The organism is Acinetobacter sp. ANC_7682 (assembly GCF_056779795.1).
The window spans coordinates 1-18,941 of record NZ_JBWYIQ010000018.1; the positions used below are offsets into that span (position 1 = coordinate 1).

Annotated in this window: 17 protein-coding genes; 10 read left to right on the plus strand and 7 right to left on the minus strand. The window is 38.2% G+C overall.

Annotation, left to right across the window (positions count from 1 at the left end):
• The first annotated feature begins 60 nt into the window (after positions 1–60).
• The 6 genes from AC1M9D_RS08485 (at position 61) to epmA (ending at position 5,882) form a co-directional block, all read left to right on the plus strand.
• Positions 61–1,545, plus strand: a complete 1,485-nt coding sequence (locus tag AC1M9D_RS08485; RefSeq protein WP_481611935.1) for a (2,3-dihydroxybenzoyl)adenylate synthase — start codon at positions 61–63, stop codon at positions 1,543–1,545.
• A 15-nt stretch (positions 1,546–1,560) separates the two neighbouring features.
• On the plus strand, positions 1,561–2,205 hold the full coding sequence (locus tag AC1M9D_RS08490) for an isochorismatase family protein (RefSeq protein WP_481611936.1): 645 nt from the start codon (positions 1,561–1,563) through the stop codon (positions 2,203–2,205).
• 2 nt (positions 2,206–2,207) lie between these two features.
• Positions 2,208–2,441, plus strand: a complete 234-nt coding sequence (locus tag AC1M9D_RS08495; protein ID WP_228133240.1) for a phosphopantetheine-binding protein — start codon at positions 2,208–2,210, stop codon at positions 2,439–2,441.
• 119 nt (positions 2,442–2,560) lie between these two features.
• Positions 2,561–3,727 carry a type III PLP-dependent enzyme gene (locus AC1M9D_RS08500; RefSeq protein ID WP_481588508.1) on the plus strand — a complete coding sequence of 389 codons (1,167 nt, stop codon included), beginning with the start codon at positions 2,561–2,563 and terminating at the stop codon, positions 3,725–3,727.
• Between the two features lie 110 nt (positions 3,728–3,837).
• Positions 3,838–4,905 (plus strand): 4-phosphoerythronate dehydrogenase, encoded by a 1,068-nt coding sequence (locus AC1M9D_RS08505; RefSeq protein ID WP_481611937.1) that lies wholly within the window; start codon positions 3,838–3,840, stop codon positions 4,903–4,905.
• Positions 4,902–5,882, plus strand: coding sequence for an EF-P lysine aminoacylase EpmA (epmA, locus tag AC1M9D_RS08510; RefSeq protein ID WP_481588506.1), 981 nt, complete (start codon positions 4,902–4,904; stop codon positions 5,880–5,882). Before AC1M9D_RS08505 ends, epmA begins: the two co-directional genes overlap by 4 nt.
• Before the next feature lie 69 nt (positions 5,883–5,951).
• Here the strand turns inward: epmA and AC1M9D_RS08515 are convergent, their stop codons facing one another.
• Positions 5,952–6,353 carry an N-acetyltransferase family protein gene (locus AC1M9D_RS08515; protein WP_481611938.1) on the minus strand — a complete coding sequence of 134 codons (402 nt, stop codon included), beginning with the start codon at positions 6,351–6,353 and terminating at the stop codon, positions 5,952–5,954.
• 160 nt (positions 6,354–6,513) lie between these two features.
• Here AC1M9D_RS08515 and AC1M9D_RS08520 point away from each other — a divergent pair, with 160 nt between their 5' ends.
• Positions 6,514–7,140, plus strand: coding sequence for a LysE family translocator (locus tag AC1M9D_RS08520; protein WP_481589723.1), 627 nt, complete (start codon positions 6,514–6,516; stop codon positions 7,138–7,140).
• Between the two features lie 35 nt (positions 7,141–7,175).
• On the opposite strand, the gene AC1M9D_RS08525 is transcribed toward AC1M9D_RS08520, so the two are convergent.
• The 6 genes from AC1M9D_RS08525 to ahcY form a co-directional block, all read right to left on the minus strand.
• Complete coding sequence (locus tag AC1M9D_RS08525; protein ID WP_481611939.1) at positions 7,176–8,414, minus strand: multifunctional CCA addition/repair protein; 1,239 nt, start codon at positions 8,412–8,414, stop codon at positions 7,176–7,178.
• A gap of 79 nt (positions 8,415–8,493) precedes the next feature.
• Positions 8,494–10,773: an NADP-dependent malic enzyme gene (locus tag AC1M9D_RS08530; protein ID WP_481591306.1), complete on the minus strand. Its 2,280-nt coding sequence runs from the start codon at positions 10,771–10,773 to the stop codon at positions 8,494–8,496.
• A gap of 133 nt (positions 10,774–10,906) precedes the next feature.
• On the minus strand, positions 10,907–13,771 hold the full coding sequence (locus tag AC1M9D_RS08535; protein ID WP_481609397.1) for an EAL domain-containing protein: 2,865 nt from the start codon (positions 13,769–13,771) through the stop codon (positions 10,907–10,909).
• A 168-nt stretch (positions 13,772–13,939) separates the two neighbouring features.
• Entirely contained in the window at positions 13,940–14,650 is a 711-nt protein-coding gene (locus AC1M9D_RS08540; RefSeq protein ID WP_481589727.1) for a 16S rRNA (uracil(1498)-N(3))-methyltransferase, read from the minus strand.
• A gap of 100 nt (positions 14,651–14,750) precedes the next feature.
• Positions 14,751–15,587 (minus strand): methylenetetrahydrofolate reductase [NAD(P)H], encoded by an 837-nt coding sequence (gene metF / locus AC1M9D_RS08545; protein WP_035266512.1) that lies wholly within the window; start codon positions 15,585–15,587, stop codon positions 14,751–14,753.
• A 76-nt stretch (positions 15,588–15,663) separates the two neighbouring features.
• Positions 15,664–17,046: an adenosylhomocysteinase gene (ahcY, locus tag AC1M9D_RS08550; protein WP_481588499.1), complete on the minus strand. Its 1,383-nt coding sequence runs from the start codon at positions 17,044–17,046 to the stop codon at positions 15,664–15,666.
• A gap of 224 nt (positions 17,047–17,270) precedes the next feature.
• Between ahcY and AC1M9D_RS08555 the strand changes: the two genes are divergently transcribed.
• From AC1M9D_RS08555 to AC1M9D_RS08565, 3 genes are read left to right on the plus strand one after another with little or no spacing between them, the layout of a single operon-like run.
• Positions 17,271–17,954 (plus strand): DUF4917 family protein, encoded by a 684-nt coding sequence (locus AC1M9D_RS08555; protein WP_481611940.1) that lies wholly within the window; start codon positions 17,271–17,273, stop codon positions 17,952–17,954.
• Positions 17,955–17,983: 29 nt separating this feature from the next.
• Positions 17,984–18,328: a DUF4917 family protein gene (locus AC1M9D_RS08560; RefSeq protein WP_481611941.1), complete on the plus strand. Its 345-nt coding sequence runs from the start codon at positions 17,984–17,986 to the stop codon at positions 18,326–18,328.
• A gap of 32 nt (positions 18,329–18,360) precedes the next feature.
• Complete coding sequence (locus tag AC1M9D_RS08565) at positions 18,361–18,870, plus strand: cysteine peptidase family C39 domain-containing protein (protein WP_481611942.1); 510 nt, start codon at positions 18,361–18,363, stop codon at positions 18,868–18,870.
• Positions 18,871–18,941: the final 71 nt, after the last annotated feature.

The window sequence follows — 18,941 nt, forward strand, 5'->3', positions numbered from 1 at the left end:
ACTCATTGAGATGTGTCATAGTATTCGTCGTTAGAAAACAATTATTGTGACATTATTTCAATGAGTTATCTATTTTTGTCGTGTACAGAGGAACAATTTGCAGTCTTCTTGACTAAACAAGGCTATGGGCTGGCAGATGCTATTGTGATTCAAATGCCAAATATAGCAGAGTTTTTTATTGCTTATTTTGCAGCTTTGCGGATAGGGATGCGACCAGTGATGAGTTTACCAGCACACCGTCATGCCGAAGTAAGTCATTTTATTCAGCAAACAGATGCTAAATTGTATATCTGTGCAGATAAGCATCAAGGCTTTGATTACAGATCCTTAGCGCAAGAGTGCCAGCGCAGATGTCCGACTTTACAGCAAGTGATTGTCGTTGGTGATGCAGGCGATTTTGATCCTTGGCCGAATCTTGCATCGTTTAAAAATCATATGGTTTCAAAGCCCAAATTAACGGCTCGCCATGTGGCTTTTTTTCAACTTTCAGGGGGCAGTACTGGCACACCAAAACTTATACCAAGAACACATGATGACTATTTGTATAGTGTTCGTGCCAGTGCAGATATTTGTGAACTTGATACAGAAAGCCGTATGCTTATGGTGCTTCCAGTAGCACATAATTTCAGTATGAGTTCGGCTGGTTCATTGGGGCTATTTTATGCAGGTGGAACACTTATTTTAGCGAAAGATCCTTCTCCCCAAACTGTATTTCCACTCATTGAATCGCACAATATCACGCATGTTGCTCTTGTCCCTGCATTAGCAGCAACATGGGCTGAAGCTGTTCAAAATGGCGCAACAAATATTTTTAAAAAATTAACGACCTTACAGGTCGGTGGAGCAAGGTTGCCAGATGCTTTAGCTGAAAAGTTGATTGATCAATACCAATGCCGATTACAACAAGTATTTGGTATGGCAGAAGGCTTGGTGAATTACACGCGTTACGATGATCCGAAAGAAGTCATTATAGGTACCCAAGGTTCCCGTATAAGTCCAGATGATGAAATAAAAATCGTCGATGAGGAGGATCACGAGCTGCCATTGGGTGAGGTGGGGCATCTTTTAACTCGCGGCCCTTATACCATTAGAGGTTATTATCGGGCTTCAGAACATAATCGAAGTGCTTTTACCTTAGATGGATTTTATCGCACTGGTGATTTAGTTCGATTAACGCCAGAAGGCAATATTATTGTTGAAGGGCGAAGTAAGGAACAAATTAATCGTGGCGGTGAAAAAATCGCGACGGAAGAAGTCGAACAGGTTTTAAATCAACACCAACAAATCATCTTGTCCGCCTTGGTTGCACAACCAGATCCAATGTTAGGAGAAAAAAGTTGTGCATTTATTCAATGGCGACCTAACAACCAAGATGCATCAGAAACAAGGCTGAAAATGCAAATTAGACAATTCGTTCAAGCATACGGTCTGGCGACCTATAAGATCCCAGATCGCATCGAATTTATTGAAGAAATGCCTTATACGGCATTGGGCAAAATCGACAAGAAACAACTCAGAAAACGCCTCACCGAAGACACGATTTAACTAAGGAAATAAAATATGGCAATCCCACGTATTGCAAGTTATCCCATGCCATCTGCTCAAGATTTTCCAGTTAACAAAGTTGATTGGACTTTAGATGCGTCACGGTCGGTTTTATTGGTACATGATGTTCAGCAATATTTTTTAGATTTCTATGATCAAACCCAAGCGCCCATTCCGACATTAATCCGAAATTGTAAAGCTCTTATTGATCAGGCACATGCACTAGGAATTCCAGTGTATTACACCGCACAACCTGGAGATCAGACGCCAGAACATCGTCAACTATTAACGGATTTTTGGGGTAAAGGTTTGTCAGCTGATCCAGCATTGACCAAAATTATTGATCCACTTCAACCAAAAAATGAAGACACCGTGCTGACAAAATGGCGCTATAGCGCATTTAAAAAAAGTGATTTTGAGCAGCAAATCAAAAAAGCCAATCGCGATCAATTAGTGATTTGTGGAGTATATGCCCATATTGGTTGCTTATTAACAGCTGCGGAAGCATTTATGCTGGATATTCAAGCGTTTATGGTGGGTGATGCCTTGGCGGATTTTAGCCGAGAAGAACATGATCTTGCACTAAAGTATGCGACTGGGCGCTGTGCAAAAGTCATGGATACTCAGACTGTGATTAACGCCTTAGGTCAGGGGCAATGATCATGAATGAATTAAGCATGCTTGAGTTAAAAAATATGGTCGCACATCAATTGAATTTACCTGTAGATGAAATTCAGCAGGAAGATAATTTATTTATGTTAGGACTTGATTCAGTCAGTCTTATGACGCTGGTTGGATTGCTACGTGAAAAAGGCTTTCAAATTGAATTTCAAGATCTGGTGGAGGAGCCAACGTTGAATGAATGGAGTGATCGTCTTAAATTGAATAGAGATTGATGTAAGACTAATGTGCATACCTTGAGAATCAACACATGCACAATCAACGGCCCTAGCCAAAGTACTTATAGCCAAAGGCCATTTTCGTTAAATTATTCGCTAACGTGAGTGGATCTTACATGCAATTAGAAAAATACTATTCTGATCAACAATGGAAAAAAATCCAAAATTTTGCCGAAACAAAGCAAAGCCCTTTTTTAGTTGTTGATTTAGATCAAGTGCAAACTCAATTTATTGAGTTGCAAAATAGCTTTCCAAAAGCCCATATTTATTATGCAGTGAAAGCAAATCCAGGTCGTGAAATTATTCATAAACTTGATCAACTTGGCTCATATTTTGATGTTGCATCAATTTATGAGTTAGACAAAGCGCTTGAATGTGGAATTCATCCAGATCGTATTTCATACGGTAATACTATTAAAAAAGCTTCAGACGTTGAATACGCTTACCGAAAAGGAATCCGTTTATTTGTTACCGATGCGGAAGCAGATCTCGCACAAATTGCCGAATTCGCACCGAACTCTAAAGTCTTTGTCAGGGCAATGGTAGAGTCGGGAGGTACAGCAGATTGGCCACTTTCACGTAAATTTGGATGCCACCCAGATATGGCGGTTGATTTAATGGTGAAAGCTAGACAATTGGGTTTAATACCCTTTGGCGTGTCATTCCATGTCGGTAGTCAGCAACGTGATGTCACTGTATGGCGTTCAGCTTTAACGGTAGTGAAGCAAATATTTAATACTTTGAAAGACCAATACGGTATCAGTTTACAATTAATCAATTTGGGTGGTGGTTTCCCAGCACATTACTTAGCTGATGTTGACAGTATTCAAAGTTATGCGCACGAGATTCAACGCTATCTTGATGAACACTTTGATGATCAGGTGATATTATTTTTGGAGCCAGGCAGATCGTTGGTGGGTAATGCTGGTGTGATTGTTTCAGAGATTGTTCTTATCGCCAATAAATCAGCACATGATGATAAACGATGGGTCTATACGGATGTGGGCGTCTTTAATGGACTAATTGAAACTTTAGGTGAAATGATCAAATATCCTATATATACACCTAAAATGCATTCAGCACATGAACATTCAAGTGTTGTGCTTGCAGGACCGACCTGTGATTCAACAGATATCATGTATGAAAAAGTGCCTTATCAGTTACCTAAAAACTTGAGCATTGGAGATCGACTTTATTGGTTAAGTACTGGAGCTTATACAACCTCTTATGCTTCGGTCGAATTTAATGGTTATCCACCTTTAAAAACGTTCTATTTAGATTGATTTTAGGAATGATGCTATGTGGTTGGTAGTCAGTCGCTCAAGCTGCGAGCCACATAGCCTAACCCTCACAGAAGCGTTATCATAATGCTAAAATCTTGATGGGTAGGCTCATGAAAATCGTTGCAGATGAAAATCTGGCATTCACAGATTATTTCTTTTCAGAATTTGGCGATATTGATAATAAAGCTGGTCGTACCTTAAAGCATGAAGATGTGGTCAATGCTGAAGCCTTATTAGTACGTTCTGTGACGAAAGTGAATTCTGCGCTCATTCAAAATACTGCATTAACCTTTGTGGGTAGTGCAACGATCGGAACAGATCATTTGGACATTCCAGCAATTGAACAGCAAAATATTCAATGGTCAAATGCTGCAGGATGTAATGCCCAAGCTGTTTCTGAATATGTTATTACTGCGTTATTAGCTCTAAATCCTCATTTGCTAGATGCAGAACAAGATTTCACTTTAGCCATTATTGGACTGGGTAATGTCGGTTCTCGACTCGCACATATGGCGAAACTATTGGGATGGAACGTCATCGGGGTTGATCCTTTTGTACAAAGAAAAAATATTCAGCAAGTCACTTTAGATGAAGTTTTCTCGAAAGCAGATGCAATTTCTATCCATGTGCCATTAACCACTTCAGGGATGCATGCAACCCGACATATGTTTAATGCTGAGACCTTAAAAAAGCTTAAACCATCTACAATTTTAATTAATTCTGCCCGTGGTCCAGTCATTGAAGAACAGGCTTTGATTGCAGATATTCGAGCAACAGGTCGTAAAGTTGTACTAGATGTCTTTGAGCATGAACCAGTCATTACGGAAGAGTTACTGGATCTTGTGCAATTGGTGACACCTCATATTGCGGGGTATAGTCTTGAGGGTAAAGCGCGTGGTACCCAGATGATTTATGATGCTTTTTGTCAGCATTTCGGCCATCAACCTTCAAAACAGTTCGAAACCCAATTGCCTACATGTGAACAATATTTTAACAATAGTGATCTCAAGCACACGCTGAAAACTCAATTAAACCATATCTACGATATATTTAGAGATGATCAGAACTTAAGAGCATGCCTCAAAGATGGGAAAGTAGATCAAGCCTCATTTGATCAATTACGCAAAACTTATCCATTACGCCGTGAATGGGCTGCTCATGGAGGGCCTCAGGCATGACTGACTCTCTGAGCTATCTACCAACTTGCGATTTTGCTGCCATGAAAGCCAGAGCGAGGATGTATCAACAGATTCGCCAATTTTTTTTAGAACGTGATGTTTTGGAAGTTGAAACTCCAATTTTATCTCATGCTGGAGTAACTGATGTCCACTTGGCGTCAGTTGAGGCAAGCCGTCATGTACATGGTCATTTGAAAAAGCACTATCTTCAAACTTCACCAGAATTTGCCATGAAACGACTGTTGGCAGCAGGAGTAGGGCCAATTTATCAAATCTGTAAAGTTTTTCGTGATGATGAACATGGCCGTAAACATAACAGTGAATTTACCATGCTTGAGTGGTATAGACCTGATTTTAGTCTCAAAGACTTGATGTTTGAAGTTACAGATTTACTCAATGTCACTTTGGCACATCGTTTTGGCGAAGTGCGACCTACGATTTTAAGTTATAAACATGCATTTATAGATCGCTTAGATTTTAATCCACTTAAATCCACATTAGAGGAATTAAAGGATTGTTGTAATCGTGTTGGGTTAAATCTAGATCTGGGTGATGATCGTCTAGGATATATCGACCTGTTATTTTCGCATATGGTGGAACCGAGCTTAGGTTTTGATACACCTGTATTTTTAACGGATTTTCCACCAGAACTTGCTTCTCTTGCAAAAACTCGAGTTGATGAAGATGGGGAATTGGTTGCAGCACGTTTTGAGCTTTACATTGAGGGCTTAGAGTTAGCAAATGCTTATGATGAGTTGATTGATGCAGATGTATTGCGTTCCCGTTTTGAAGCCGATAATGCTGAACGTGAAAAATTAGGCTTAGATGTTATGCCAATAGATGAAAATCTCTTAGCAGCATTGCCTAAAATGCCAGAATGCTCAGGTATCGCATTGGGGATCGATCGTTTACTGATGGTGGCAACAGAGAAAATGAAACTAGAGCAAGTGATTACATTTCCTGCTGATCGCTCATAAGATTTTTCTCTTCAGGATAAAGGACGATCTTGAGGAGTTAATATTTTGACAAATGTTGTGCTATACGCTTTAAAACCGTGATTTAAATAAAACTGATGTGCAGGTAATCTTCAGCACGATTACCACTACTGACCACAATTTTTGAATACCTTGTTGACTGGCTATATGTTCAACGTGAGCCAACAGTTTTTGACCAATCCCTTTATCGCGATGCGCCTGATCTACAATGAGTACTAGAATGCGAAAATACGGATCAGCACATTCACATGATATTTCTTCAACAAAACCAATATATGCGACAACTTGTCCATGGTCGATAAATACTAGGGTTGTATAACGCTCCTGGGCTTGCAACCTCATCAAACGTTCTTTCATAACTTCTGTTTGAGTTGGATAGCCGATTTGGGTAGTCAATTCAGCGATCGCTGCAACATCATGGTTTAAATTTACAGGTTTAATCAGTATTGTCATGGCTATTGAAACATGATTTATAAGTATGAATTGAACTATGTTTAAATAATTTAATCTTTCATGTATTTTGTTTAGATAAATTTAATATTTTATCTTTTAATATTGGATTTGATTCATTTTTTCAACGTGAAGATTTAAAACAATAATCATAGGCGACGATATGTCTTTTTCTATATTTTTATCTTTTGTAATTTATACAATTGTGACATCCATAACACCTGGACCTAACAATTTGATGGTCGCAACCTCAGGAGTGAACTTTGGACTCCGTGCGACTTATGGACACATTTTAGGTGTAGCGATCGGTTTTGGGGTCATGGTGATTTTGGTTGGTTTAGGAATTGGTACATTACTGAGTCAAAATCAATTGGTTTACGAAATTCTAAAGTTGATCGGTATTGCTTATTTAATCTATTTAGCTATTAAGATTGCTCAATCAGGCTCAGTTGAATTAGATAAAACTCAAGCGAAACCCATTACTTTTTTGCAAGCTGCATTATTTCAATGGGTCAATCCAAAAGCTTGGATTATGGCAATGGGCGCGGTGACGACTTATTTAGCTGCAGGCAGTGAATTTTATTGGTATATCATTTTGGGTGTTGTGTTTGGGTTAGTCTGTATTCCATGCACGGGAGCTTGGGGAATACTCGGAGAAAAATTACAAACTTTGGTGCGTACGCCACAGCATCTAAAAATTTTCAATTACAGTATGGCGCTACTATTAGTGGCTTCAATCATTAAACCAATGATTGATTCTTTTAAATATTTTCAACAATCATTCTTTTAAAATACGATTACCTCCTGAGTTTCAGGAGGTAAATATTATGCGTTTACCAAGGATTGATGTTTTTCTCGGTGCGTTGCCAAAGCCTCGATTCTTTTTTGTATCAGCATTTCACCAATATCAGGGCCTTTGATCTCAGGCGGTAAATCAGATGCTTTAATTGAACGAACAATCTGTACCGCATCTAATACATATTTTGCTTGAGGATATTCACGGTCTTCGAGACCTAAGCGACCTTTGGCATCACATTCACATGCTTGTACAAAAGCCTCAACACGTTCAGGACGGCGTAATACATCTAAACGTTGTAATAGACGCCAAAGTGTTCCTGGTTTTAATGTAAACGCCTGATGGCATTTAAGATGTTCTTTGCACACCGCAATTGCCAATTGTTTGGTTTGGGTCGGAACTTTAAGACGTTCACATAAATCAGTCACCGGCTGAACACCACGTTCCTCATGCATGATATGGCGAGGTAACTCATCTTTAGGCGTGAGTGCTTTACCCAGATCATGCACTAATACTGCGAAGCGTACATCCATCGAGTAGTCTGCTTTACAAGCTTGTTGTAATGACATCAAGGTATGAATACCACAGTCAATTTCAGGATGGTATTCAGGACGTTGTGGTACACCAAATAATGCTTCGATTTCTGGAAAGAGGATTTTGAGAGAATCACACTGACGAAGGACTTCAAAGTAAATATCAGCATCACGTTCCATTAAAGCACGGGAAGTTTCTTTCCAAACACGTTCAGGTGTAAGTGCTTGCAATTCACCAGAATCAGCCAAATTTTTCATTAAGGCTATGGTTTCTTCAGCTACTTTAAAACCATACTGATGATAGCGAGCTGCAAAACGGGCAACACGCAATACTCGTAGTGGATCCTCTGCAAATGCATCAGAAACGTGACGTAAAATGCGTTGATTCAAATCTTGATAACCATGATAAGGGTCGAACAACTCACCATCTTCATTCATGGCCATTGCATTTATGGTCAAATCACGACGAATTAAATCATCTTCAAGGGTTACCGAGGGATCGGTAAAAAATTCAAAGCCATGATAACCATGCCCAGATTTACGCTCAGTACGAGCGAGGGCGTATTCATCTTTAGTTTCGGGATGTAGAAATACAGGAAAATCTTTACCAACAGGTTGGAACCCTTGGTTTAAAAGTTGTTCTGGTGTTGCACCGACAACGACATAATCTTTTTCGTGATAGGGGTGTCCGAGCAACTGATCTCGTACTGCGCCGCCTACTAAATAAACTTGCATAAAAAACCTCTATTCTTAGCACCATCATGCATCAGAATAGAGGTTTTCTCAAGTCACAAAACGTGCCCTAAATAAAGGATTAGAGCGCGTTTTTTTCCTCTTCTTGAATTTCTGCAACAGTTAATGCAGTCATATTCACAACACGGCGCGTAGTTGCTGTTGGTGTTAAGATATGAACTGGCTTAGCCGCACCTAATAAGATTGGACCAATTGTTACATTATTTCCTGAAGTTGACTTCAACAGGTTGAATGAAATATTTGCAGCATCTAAATTCGGCATAATCAATAGATTCGCAGAACCTTTGAAGCGCGAGTTCGGGAATGCAAAGCTACGGATATTTTCATCAAGTGCTGCATCTGCATGCATTTCACCTTCAACTTCAAGTTCAGGTGCGATTTCAGAAAGAATTTCATACACTTTACGCATTTTTTGAGCGCTAGGATCAGTCTGGTCAGAACCAAAACTTGAGTGCGACAACAATGCTACACGTGGAGTAATACCGAAACGACGGACTTCTTCTGCTGCTAAAATAGTCATTTCAGCAAGCTGTTCAGCCGTAGGATTACGATTGATGTATGTATCTGCAATGAACAAGTTGCGATCTTCGAGCATCAACGCATTTAAGGTAAAGAAAGTGTTATGACCTTCTTTTAAACCAATGACATTACTCACGAAATCTAAATGAATATCGTAGCTAGAATACGTACCACATAGCATACCATCTGCTAAGCCGTGGCGTACTAACATCGCTGCAATCAGGGTCGAACGACGACGTGATTCACGTTGTGCATACTCAGGTGTTACCCCTTTACGCATCATCAGATTATAGTAATCATCAGCAAACTTTTCGTAATCAGGATTTGTTTCTTGATCAACGATAGTGATATTCACACCATTTTCTAAACGTAAACCTAATTTCTTAATATTCGCTTCGATCACAGCAGTACGACCCACCAAGATCGGTTTTGCCAGGCCTTCGTCTACTGCAATTTGAACAGCACGAAGAACACGAAGATCTTCACCTTCCGCATAAGCAATACGTTTAGGATCAGTTTTCGCTTGAGCAAAAATTGGTTTCATCATAAATGCTGAGTTGTAAACGAACTCAGAAAGACGCTGATGATACACGGAGAAATCTTGGATTGGACGAGTCGCTACACCAGAATCCATCGCAGCTTTTGCAACAGCAGGTGCAATCTCAAGAATCAAGCGTTGATCTAGTGGGCGTGGAATTAGGTAATCACGTCCAAATGATGCAGATTTTTCACCATAAGATGCAGCATCAGCTTCTACATGTGCCATACGAGCAATTGCGTGTACACATGCAATCTTCATTTCTTCGTTAATGGTTGTTGCACCTACATCAAGTGCACCACGGAAGATATATGGGAAGCAAAGCGCATTATTCACTTGGTTCGGATAGTCTGAACGACCCGTCGCCATGATGACATCATCACGAACTTCATGTGCATGTTCAGGCAGAATTTCAGGATCTGGATTAGCAAGCGCGAAGATAATTGGATCCTTCGCCATGACTTTGACCATTTCTTTAGTCAAAATACCCGCAGCTGATAGACCAAGGAACATATCTGCACCAGCAATTACGTCGCCAATCTGAGAACCTTCGATATCTTGAACATAGCGTTTTTTAGACTCGTCTAAACCTTCACGTTTTTTTGTTAAGAGTCCACGAGAGTCAGCAACAATGATATTTTCTTTTTTAGCACCAAGCGCACAAAGAAGATCTAGACATGATAGTGCCGCAGCACCTGCTCCAGAAGCGACGATCTTGATATCTTCAATTTTTTTGCCGTTCAATTGCAAAGCATTTAAAAGCGCTGAACCTACAATAATTGATGTTCCATGCTGATCATCATGAAAAACTGGGATATTCATACGCTCGCGAAGTTTCTGTTCAATATAGAAACATTCTGGAGCTTTAATGTCCTCGAGGTTAATACCGCCGAAAGTCGGTTCAAGAGCAGCAACAATATCTACGATTTTATCTGGATCGTTTTCTGCAATTTCGATATCGAAAACATCAACGCCTGCAAACTTTTTAAACAGGACGCCTTTACCTTCCATCACTGGTTTAGAGGCGAGGGGACCAATATTACCCAAACCGAGTACTGCAGTACCATTACTGACGACTGCGACTAAGTTACCACGTGCAGTATAAAGCGCTGCTTTAGAAGGGTCTTTTTCAATTTCCAAACATGGCACTGCAACACCTGGGGAATATGCTAATGCTAGATCATGTTGGTTGACGAGTTGCTTACTCGGAGTAACGCTGATTTTTCCTGGCGTTGGAAATTCGTGGTAATAGAGTGCTTGCTGTTTTAAAGATTGATCGTCCATCTGAATCCCAGTTATTACAATGTTCCAGCCTTGCTGGTTTTTTGGTTATATCGGTTCGAATATACCACTAGTTGCACATTGATCACAGTTAAAAGTCGAAATTTCATACATATTTAGGACTTTGGTCTAGCCTTTATTTGATTTTTGAGAATTGATATTCATTTTGCAGAAATTGAGTGCTATCAGCGCTATTTAATGGTCTCGAAAAATAATAACCTTGGAAATAATCACAACCTTGTTTTTTTAAATATTCAATTTGCTCGATATCCTCAACACCTTCAGCAACTAATTTCATCCCCATCGTTTTACCCATTGAAATAATTGCATCGACAATAGCATTATTTTTACGAGTGCCAATCTTTGAAATAAAGGCGCGATCAATCTTGAGTGTATCAATAGGATAGTCGGCAAGATATGCAAGTGAAGAATAGCCTGTTCCAAAGTCATCTAAGGCGATTGAGAAATTTTTATCCTTAATTTGGTCTAACAAATCAAAAACATGAGATGATTTATCTAACAATGATGACTCGGTAAGTTCAAACTCTATAAACTCGGGTTTGAGTGAGTATTTGAGCACGGCTTGATCAATAAAATTGAGAAATTCCCCACGATGGATCTGTTGCGCCACGACATTAATAGAAATTTGTAACTTATCAAATCCTAATTCATGCCATATTTTAAGTTGCTTACATGTCTGGAAAATAACAAATTTTCCGATATCTGAGATCAGACTAGTCATTTCAGCAATCGGTATAAAACGATCTGGCATGATGATGCCATACTTTGGATGATTCCAGCGGATTAATGCTTCAAAGCCGCTCACTTGCATCGTTTTACTTTCTATCTTAGGTTGATAGTAAATTTCTAAGTCCTGATTTTTTATAGCAAGTCGTAAATCTCTTTCGAGCTCAATGTCACTGCCAAAAATGGATTCAGGCTTGTTGTCATAATAATAGGCTGTGCTGCCCCCTAGTTTTTTTGCTTCTGTTAAAGCGCTTTCCGCGTGACTATTTAAGCTACCAATTTGTCTACCATGATTGGGGTAAATTGCGATACCCAGTGAGACATGAATCATGTGTTCTTGCCCATCGATGATAAAGGGTATTTCAAAGGCCTCAAGGATCTGATCGACGACTTGTTGGATCGTGTAATGACTATGATTTAAGTTGTAAATCATAGCAAAGTCATCATTATTTAAATATGAAATCAGAACAGCTTTAGAACAGGTATATTTCAGTCTTCGGGAAACTTCTTTGAGAACTTCATCTCCAGTTTGATGATTAATAAACTCATTAAAATGTCTAAATCGATCAATGTTAAGACGAATAATAGAAAAATGGCTCAGAATTTTAGATTTACTAATTAGATACTGGTGTAACTGTAAATTAAAATAAACACGGTTAGGTAAATCTGTAAGTAGATCGTAATTCTCTAAGTAGGCCATTCTTTCAAGATTTTGTTTCCGTTCAGTCAAATCTGAAATGATGCCTACATAATTTAAAATTCTATTTTTATCATCACGAACTGCATTGATATGCAGCCACAAGGTTAATATCTTTCCTGAAATAAATTCTTCTGTGACCTCAGCATCATATTGTCCGGTGAGTAACACCGTTTGAGTTATATCGGCGTGATGTTGGCTGAGTTGGGATGTGGAAGATTTGGTAATATCAAAGATGTGTTTTGAGATAATATCCTGCGGTGGGATGTTGACCAATTCACTAAAATAAGGATTAACTTCTAAAAAACACAAGTTATTGTCTAAAACGAAAACTCCTTGGGCCACTTGATTAAATACATTCGAAGCTAATTTCAATTTTTCTTGTGCTTTTTTTTCACTCTCAATGTCTTGGAAAATACCCACCATTTTAAGAGGTTTATTATTTTTAGGATCACGTGTAATAACTCGACCAATATCTTTAATCCAGAACCACTGATCTTTTACTTTAGTTCTATAATGTGCTTCAAAACGTTCAGTATTTCCTCTTAAATGTCTACGGAGCTCTTTACGATAATTTTCTTGATCTTCTGGGTGAATAAAATCGTTAATTTGATCAGTAGCACTTTGGTAGTGTAAAACCTGATTACCATATTTAATTCCTGAAATTTCAATGGTTCTTTTCTCAATATTCCATAGCCAAGATGAAATTCCAGCAGTTTCATGCGCAAAATCGAGATTAGCTTGATGGTGCTGCAGTCGATCGTTGATCTTATTAATATCGTAGGTTCGTTCAATTACTTTTTGTTCGAGTAATTGATTATGCATTTGTAATTGGCTTTCAATTTCTTTGGATTTTTCAATCTCATTTTTTAGCTTGTCTTGGAGAAGTGATGACTCCATAAGATGTTTTCTAGATTCAGATAGATAGAATTTATTGTGACTATTTAATATTCCAAGACGGCGGTACATCTTATGGGTAAGGAGTGCACAAATAAGTAATACACCAAACCAAATATTAAAGATTAAACTAAAAACATCAGGAGTATTATCTAAAAAAAGGAAATTGGAAAGGACTATGGCCGAAGCTGAAGGCAAAAAAACATAAAGGAAGTATCGTAAACGCTGTGATAAAAATACAATAGCAAAAGTATAAACAATAGATAACATTAACCCAGCTAAAGTCAACATATGTATATCTTTGACTTCTGGATTATGTTCGGGGATAAGCTGTAATACGGTATAAATACCAATAGCTAGACCAGCTCCAGTAATTAAGCAAACCAATTGTGCCCACATGTCTAAGTTAAAAATACTAATTTGATTAGATTTTTTAAAAAAGAGGGTAAAGCAAATACAGATTAAAAGAATGGCGGTAAATATAATGAGCCAAATGGTATAAGGTATTGAAAAGCTTTTGAAATAAAAGAAGTAAATAAGTTGATTATAGATACAGGCAAAGAGCACCCACGCTAAAAAAAAATGCAAATTAGAAGTCGCACTTTTGATCTGGCTATCGAGTACAGAGTTGGAAACATGCTCTCCCTGAACTTCACTCATAACTGGCAATACCTTAATTTTCTTTCTACTTTATTTGAATTATTTTTGAGTACGAACTTAAAAAATATAAATTTAGCGCGACAACTCTTTTCTCATTAAAGTACTGTCTAATTGGATGAAAATCAATTCTATTGTGAGTTAAATCACGGAATTTTGAGAAAATATTTATTAAAATTTGTAATTTAAGATCGATAAAGCAACCACTGGTGCGGTTTCTGTACGTAAAACACGTTCACCAATACACCAATTGATAAATCCATGCTGATTTGCAGATTGGATTTCAGCTTCACTTAATCCACCTTCTGGACCAATGAGTAGCGCTATATTTGAGGAGGCATCATTTAACACATCGACCTCATCTTTATTGGGGGCTAAGACTAATTTCGTTTCAGGGAGTGTGCTATTTAACCATTGTGCCAAAGGGAGTGGAGCTAATATTTTTGGAACAATATTCATTCCACACTGCTCGCAAGCTGCAATTGCTACACCTTGCCAATGATCAAGTTTTTTCTGATCACGGTCGTACTTTAAACGCATTTCGCAACGTTCAGAGGTGAGAAGTTGAATTTCAGATACGCCTAACTCAACCGCTTTTTGAATAGCATAATCCATGCGGTCACCTTTACTCATTACTTGACCAAGTAAGGCATTAAAGTTTGGTGTGCGATTGGTTGGGTTAAATTCTTGAACTAGAACCGAGCCTGTTTTTTTATTGGCTTCAGTTAATTCAACTTGATATTCGCCACCTTGGCCATTAAACAGGGTCGCTTTTTCACCGACTTGTGCACGTAAAACTTTGACCCAATGATGAAATACAGTTTCAGTCAGTTCAACTGTTGTATTTACATTAAGGTCTGCTTCAATAAAAAAACGAGGCATCTGCATTACTCTAAAATCGGTAAAATAAAAACTTCTTTTATCTTCAGTCCCTACATCAAATAAGGTGAACCTAAGCTGTCGATAAAAGAAGTCAGGAGACTTATGCTAGACCGAGGTCTTTTACAAGTTGACGAGTTGGATCAGTGGTGTTCATCGTATAAAAGTGTAAGCTTGGCGCACCACCAGCAATGAGGCGTTCACATAGCTTCACAATCACTTCATGACCAAAGGCTTTAATTGAAGCAGTATCATCACCATAGGCTGCCAGTTGCTTACGAATCCAACGAGGGATTTCAGCACCTGTACCATCTGCAAAGCGAATTAAGTTGCTTGCATTGGTAATTGGCATAATGCCAGGTGCCACAGGAATATTCACACCTTCTTTTTGAATGCGCTCTACAAAGTAAAAATACGCATCTGGATTAAAGAAGAATTGAGTTAAGGCTGCATTTGCACCTGCATTGGCTTTCTCACAAAAGCGTTTAATGTCTAAATCAAAGCTATCTGCTTGTGGGTGCATTTCAGGGTAAGCTGCAACTTCAATCTGGAAGTGGTCACCCGAATGTTCACGGATAAAGCGTACTAAATCCTGAGCATACGGTAATTCACCTAAGCCAACTTGACCGGAAGGTAAGTCACCACGGAGTGCAACAATACGGTCAATCCCTTGAGATTTGTATAAATCTAAAAGTTCAGCGATCCGTTCTTTGCTATCACCAATACAAGAGAGGTGAGGAGCAACAGGCGTGCCTTTGCCATTAAAATCAGCTAAAGTCGAAAGTGTACGTTCACGTGTAGAACCACCTGCACCATAAGTCACAGAGAAAAACTCTGGATTCAGCAACTGCAGTTCTTGGTGAACAACCTTAAGTTTTTCCGCACCTGCATCAGTTTTGGTTGGGAAAAACTCAAAAGAAATTGGAATCTGTTTAGACATGTTCAAATCCTTTGTACTTATTTCTGCAAAATAGAATTCAAAGAAAAGCAGGCTGTTCAGCCTGCTTGTTCAAAGATTAGTATTTATAAGCGTCAGATTTGAATGGACCTTCAACAGCAACCCCAAGGTAGTCCGCTTGTTCTTGAGTTAATTGAGTCAGAACACCACCGAAACCTGCAACCATTGCTGCAGCAACTTCTTCATCTAATTTCTTAGGAAGAAGTTCAACACGAATCGCTGCTTGTTTTTGATCTTCAGGAAGATCAGCAAATTTCTCTGCGAACAAGTGCATTTGACCTAAAACTTGGTTTGCAAAAGAACCGTCCATCACGCGTGATGGGTGACCAGTTGCATTACCAAGATTTACTAAGCGACCTTCAGAAAGAAGAATGAGGTAATCATTTTCATTTTCTGAACGATATACTTGGTGAACTTGTGGTTTAACTTCAACCCACTTATAACCACGTAAGTAGTTGGTATCGATTTCAGTGTCAAAGTGACCGATATTACAAACTACTGCACCTGCTTTTAATGTATCAAGCATTGCAGCGTCACAAACGTGGTAGTTACCAGTCGTTGTTACGATTAAGTCAGTATTTTGAAGAAGGTCAGCGTTAACGTCTTCTTTTTTACCTGTTTGTACGCCATTTTTGTATGGAGAAACTACTTCGTAACCGTCCATACAGGCTTGCATTGCACAGATAGGATCGATTTCAGAAACACGTACGATCATGCCTTCTTGGCGAAGTGATTGTGCAGAGCCTTTACCTACGTCACCGTAACCAATTACAAGCGCACGACGACCAGATAACAGCATATCAGTTGCACGTTTGATGGCATCGTTTAGAGAGTGACGGCAACCGTATTTGTTGTCATTTTTAGATTTAGTTACTGAGTCATTTACGTTGATCGCAGGTACTTTCAATGAACCGTCTTTCCACATTTCGAGAAGACGTTGAACACCTGTTGTTGTTTCTTCAGTAATACCGTGGATTTTTGCGAGTACTTCTGGGTATTTTTCATGAACAAGTGCAGTTAAATCACCGCCGTCGTCCAGAATCATGTTGGCATCCCAAGGCGTACCATTTACATTAATTTGTTGTTCAAGACACCACATGTATTCTTCTTCAGTTTCGCCTTTCCAAGCAAATACTGGAACACCAGAAGCTGCAATAGCTGCCGCAGCGTGGTCTTGAGTTGAGAAAATGTTGCAAGATGTCCAACGAACTTCAGCACCAAGCTCTACCAAAGTTTCGATAAGAACAGCTGTTTGGATTGTCATGTGGATACAACCCAAAATTTTAGCACCAGCAAGCGGTTTAGCCGCAGAGTAACGCTTACGCAGACCCATAAGGGCTGGCATTTCAGCTTCTGCAAGTTTGATTTCTTTACGGCCGTAGTCAGCAAGTGAAATATCGGCAACTTTATAATCTGTAAATGAAGCATTAACCGCGTTCATCACGATCTCCTTATAAAAAACAAAAATTGATCATTATGTTCGCGGATGCCGTTGTTGGTCGATCTGAGCAGATTGACCGATCGTCGAGCCTGGCGCTTTTACATTTTGTACTTGTAAAACGTCGCAGCATCCCTCGACTAGCGGAGTATTGTACTTGGATTTAGTTTTAGTTCCAATCTGAAATTGGTTAATATCTGTTTAAGAAGAATTTTTGAGATAATTGAATGTCAAATATTAATAATTATGAGCTTAAAGAATGGAGTGAAATTAAAGATCAATTCGTTGGAGCAACATTAATTTTAGGAAATGGGGCAAGTATAGCCCTCCATGAAGGCTTCAATTACAAAAAGCTTAAAGAGCTTGCAACTATGGAAAAATTATTTGAGGATGAAAATATAGTAAAATTATTTGATAATTTTGATAAGAAGCAGAACGGAAATTTTGAGTTAATATTAGAATATTTATGGCATACCAAAATTATTAATCAATGTTTAGGATTTGAAAACATCCTAATTGAAAAAACTTACTCTGATATACGAAATGCTCTAATTAAAAGTGTGAATGCAATTCATTGTGATTATACAAAAATTCAACTGAGTGTCGAAGATCTTTATAAGTTCACCTCTCAATTCAAGACGATTCTTTCATTAAATTATGACTTAATTTTGTATTGGTTGGTAATGTATGGAAATAATGAGAAAAAAGATAAACATGAATTTAGAGATGGTTGGATTTATCAAAATTTTAAAGCAGATACAAAATTTCTAAGAAATCCATCCAAAGGGATAGATAACGTCACTTTAGTATTTTATCCACATGGAAATTTAATTTTTTTTAAAAATAAATATGGGCAGGAAATTAAACTTGAAAAAAGAAAAAGGGAGATGCTGAAGCTCTTGAGAGAATAGTTCAAAAATGGAATCGAGATAATATTCCTTTGTTTATTTGTGAGGGGTATCAGTCTGAAAAAGAAAAACAAATACTAAGAAGCCCATACTTAAGTTTTGTTTATAAAGAGGTTATACCGAATATTTTCAATTACAATTCTAATTTAGTGATATATGGTTGGTCATTAAGCGAAAGTGATGATCATATTTTGAAGAGTTTATTCGAGAAATATACGAAAACTGACATATCCATCGCGATTAGCACAAGAAGACAGAGTTTCGATAAGAATAAGCATGATTTTATCAATAAGTTAAAAAAGTATAAAAAGGATATCGATATTATATTTTTTGACAGTGAAAGTTCAGGATGTTGGAACAATCCTGAAAAAGAATAATAATATGCTTAAAAATCAATTTAGAAATTTATATGTCATCTAATATCCCTGAAGAACTAGTTAACCTCGAAGCCAATGCTGGCATTTACGCCGTATGGATGCTCTTTCAACATCTTGGGTTAGACCCAGATATTGAACAACTAAAAGAAGTCTGTGGTTATGTAGAAGGTGATGGAACGACCACGATCGGTCTAGCGGTGGGACTTAAAAAATTTGGCTTAGATGTGGAATTTACCACAGATGAAGACAATGCACTTCAAGAGCAAGAAAAGCTAAGTTATTTAGAAGCTGAAAAACTTGTGCTAAAAATATCTCCCGCAATCAGCTATCAAGATATTCAAATCGCATTTGATGCCAATAAGTTCGTGATCGTGTATTACGATACTTTAGATGGCATTGGTAATCATTCATTGGTATATGACATCAATGAAGAAGAAATCTGCTTTTTTGATAGCTTTGAACCAATGCCTAAAAAAGTATTTGAACAGCAAAGGGCAGTAGACGGGATCTGTAGACAAGCCATCATCGCTGAAGTTAATTAATATCTAAAAGTAAGTCACTATCTTATAGTGTGTTGCTATTTTAAGGTGTGTTATATTTTAAAAAGATCTAA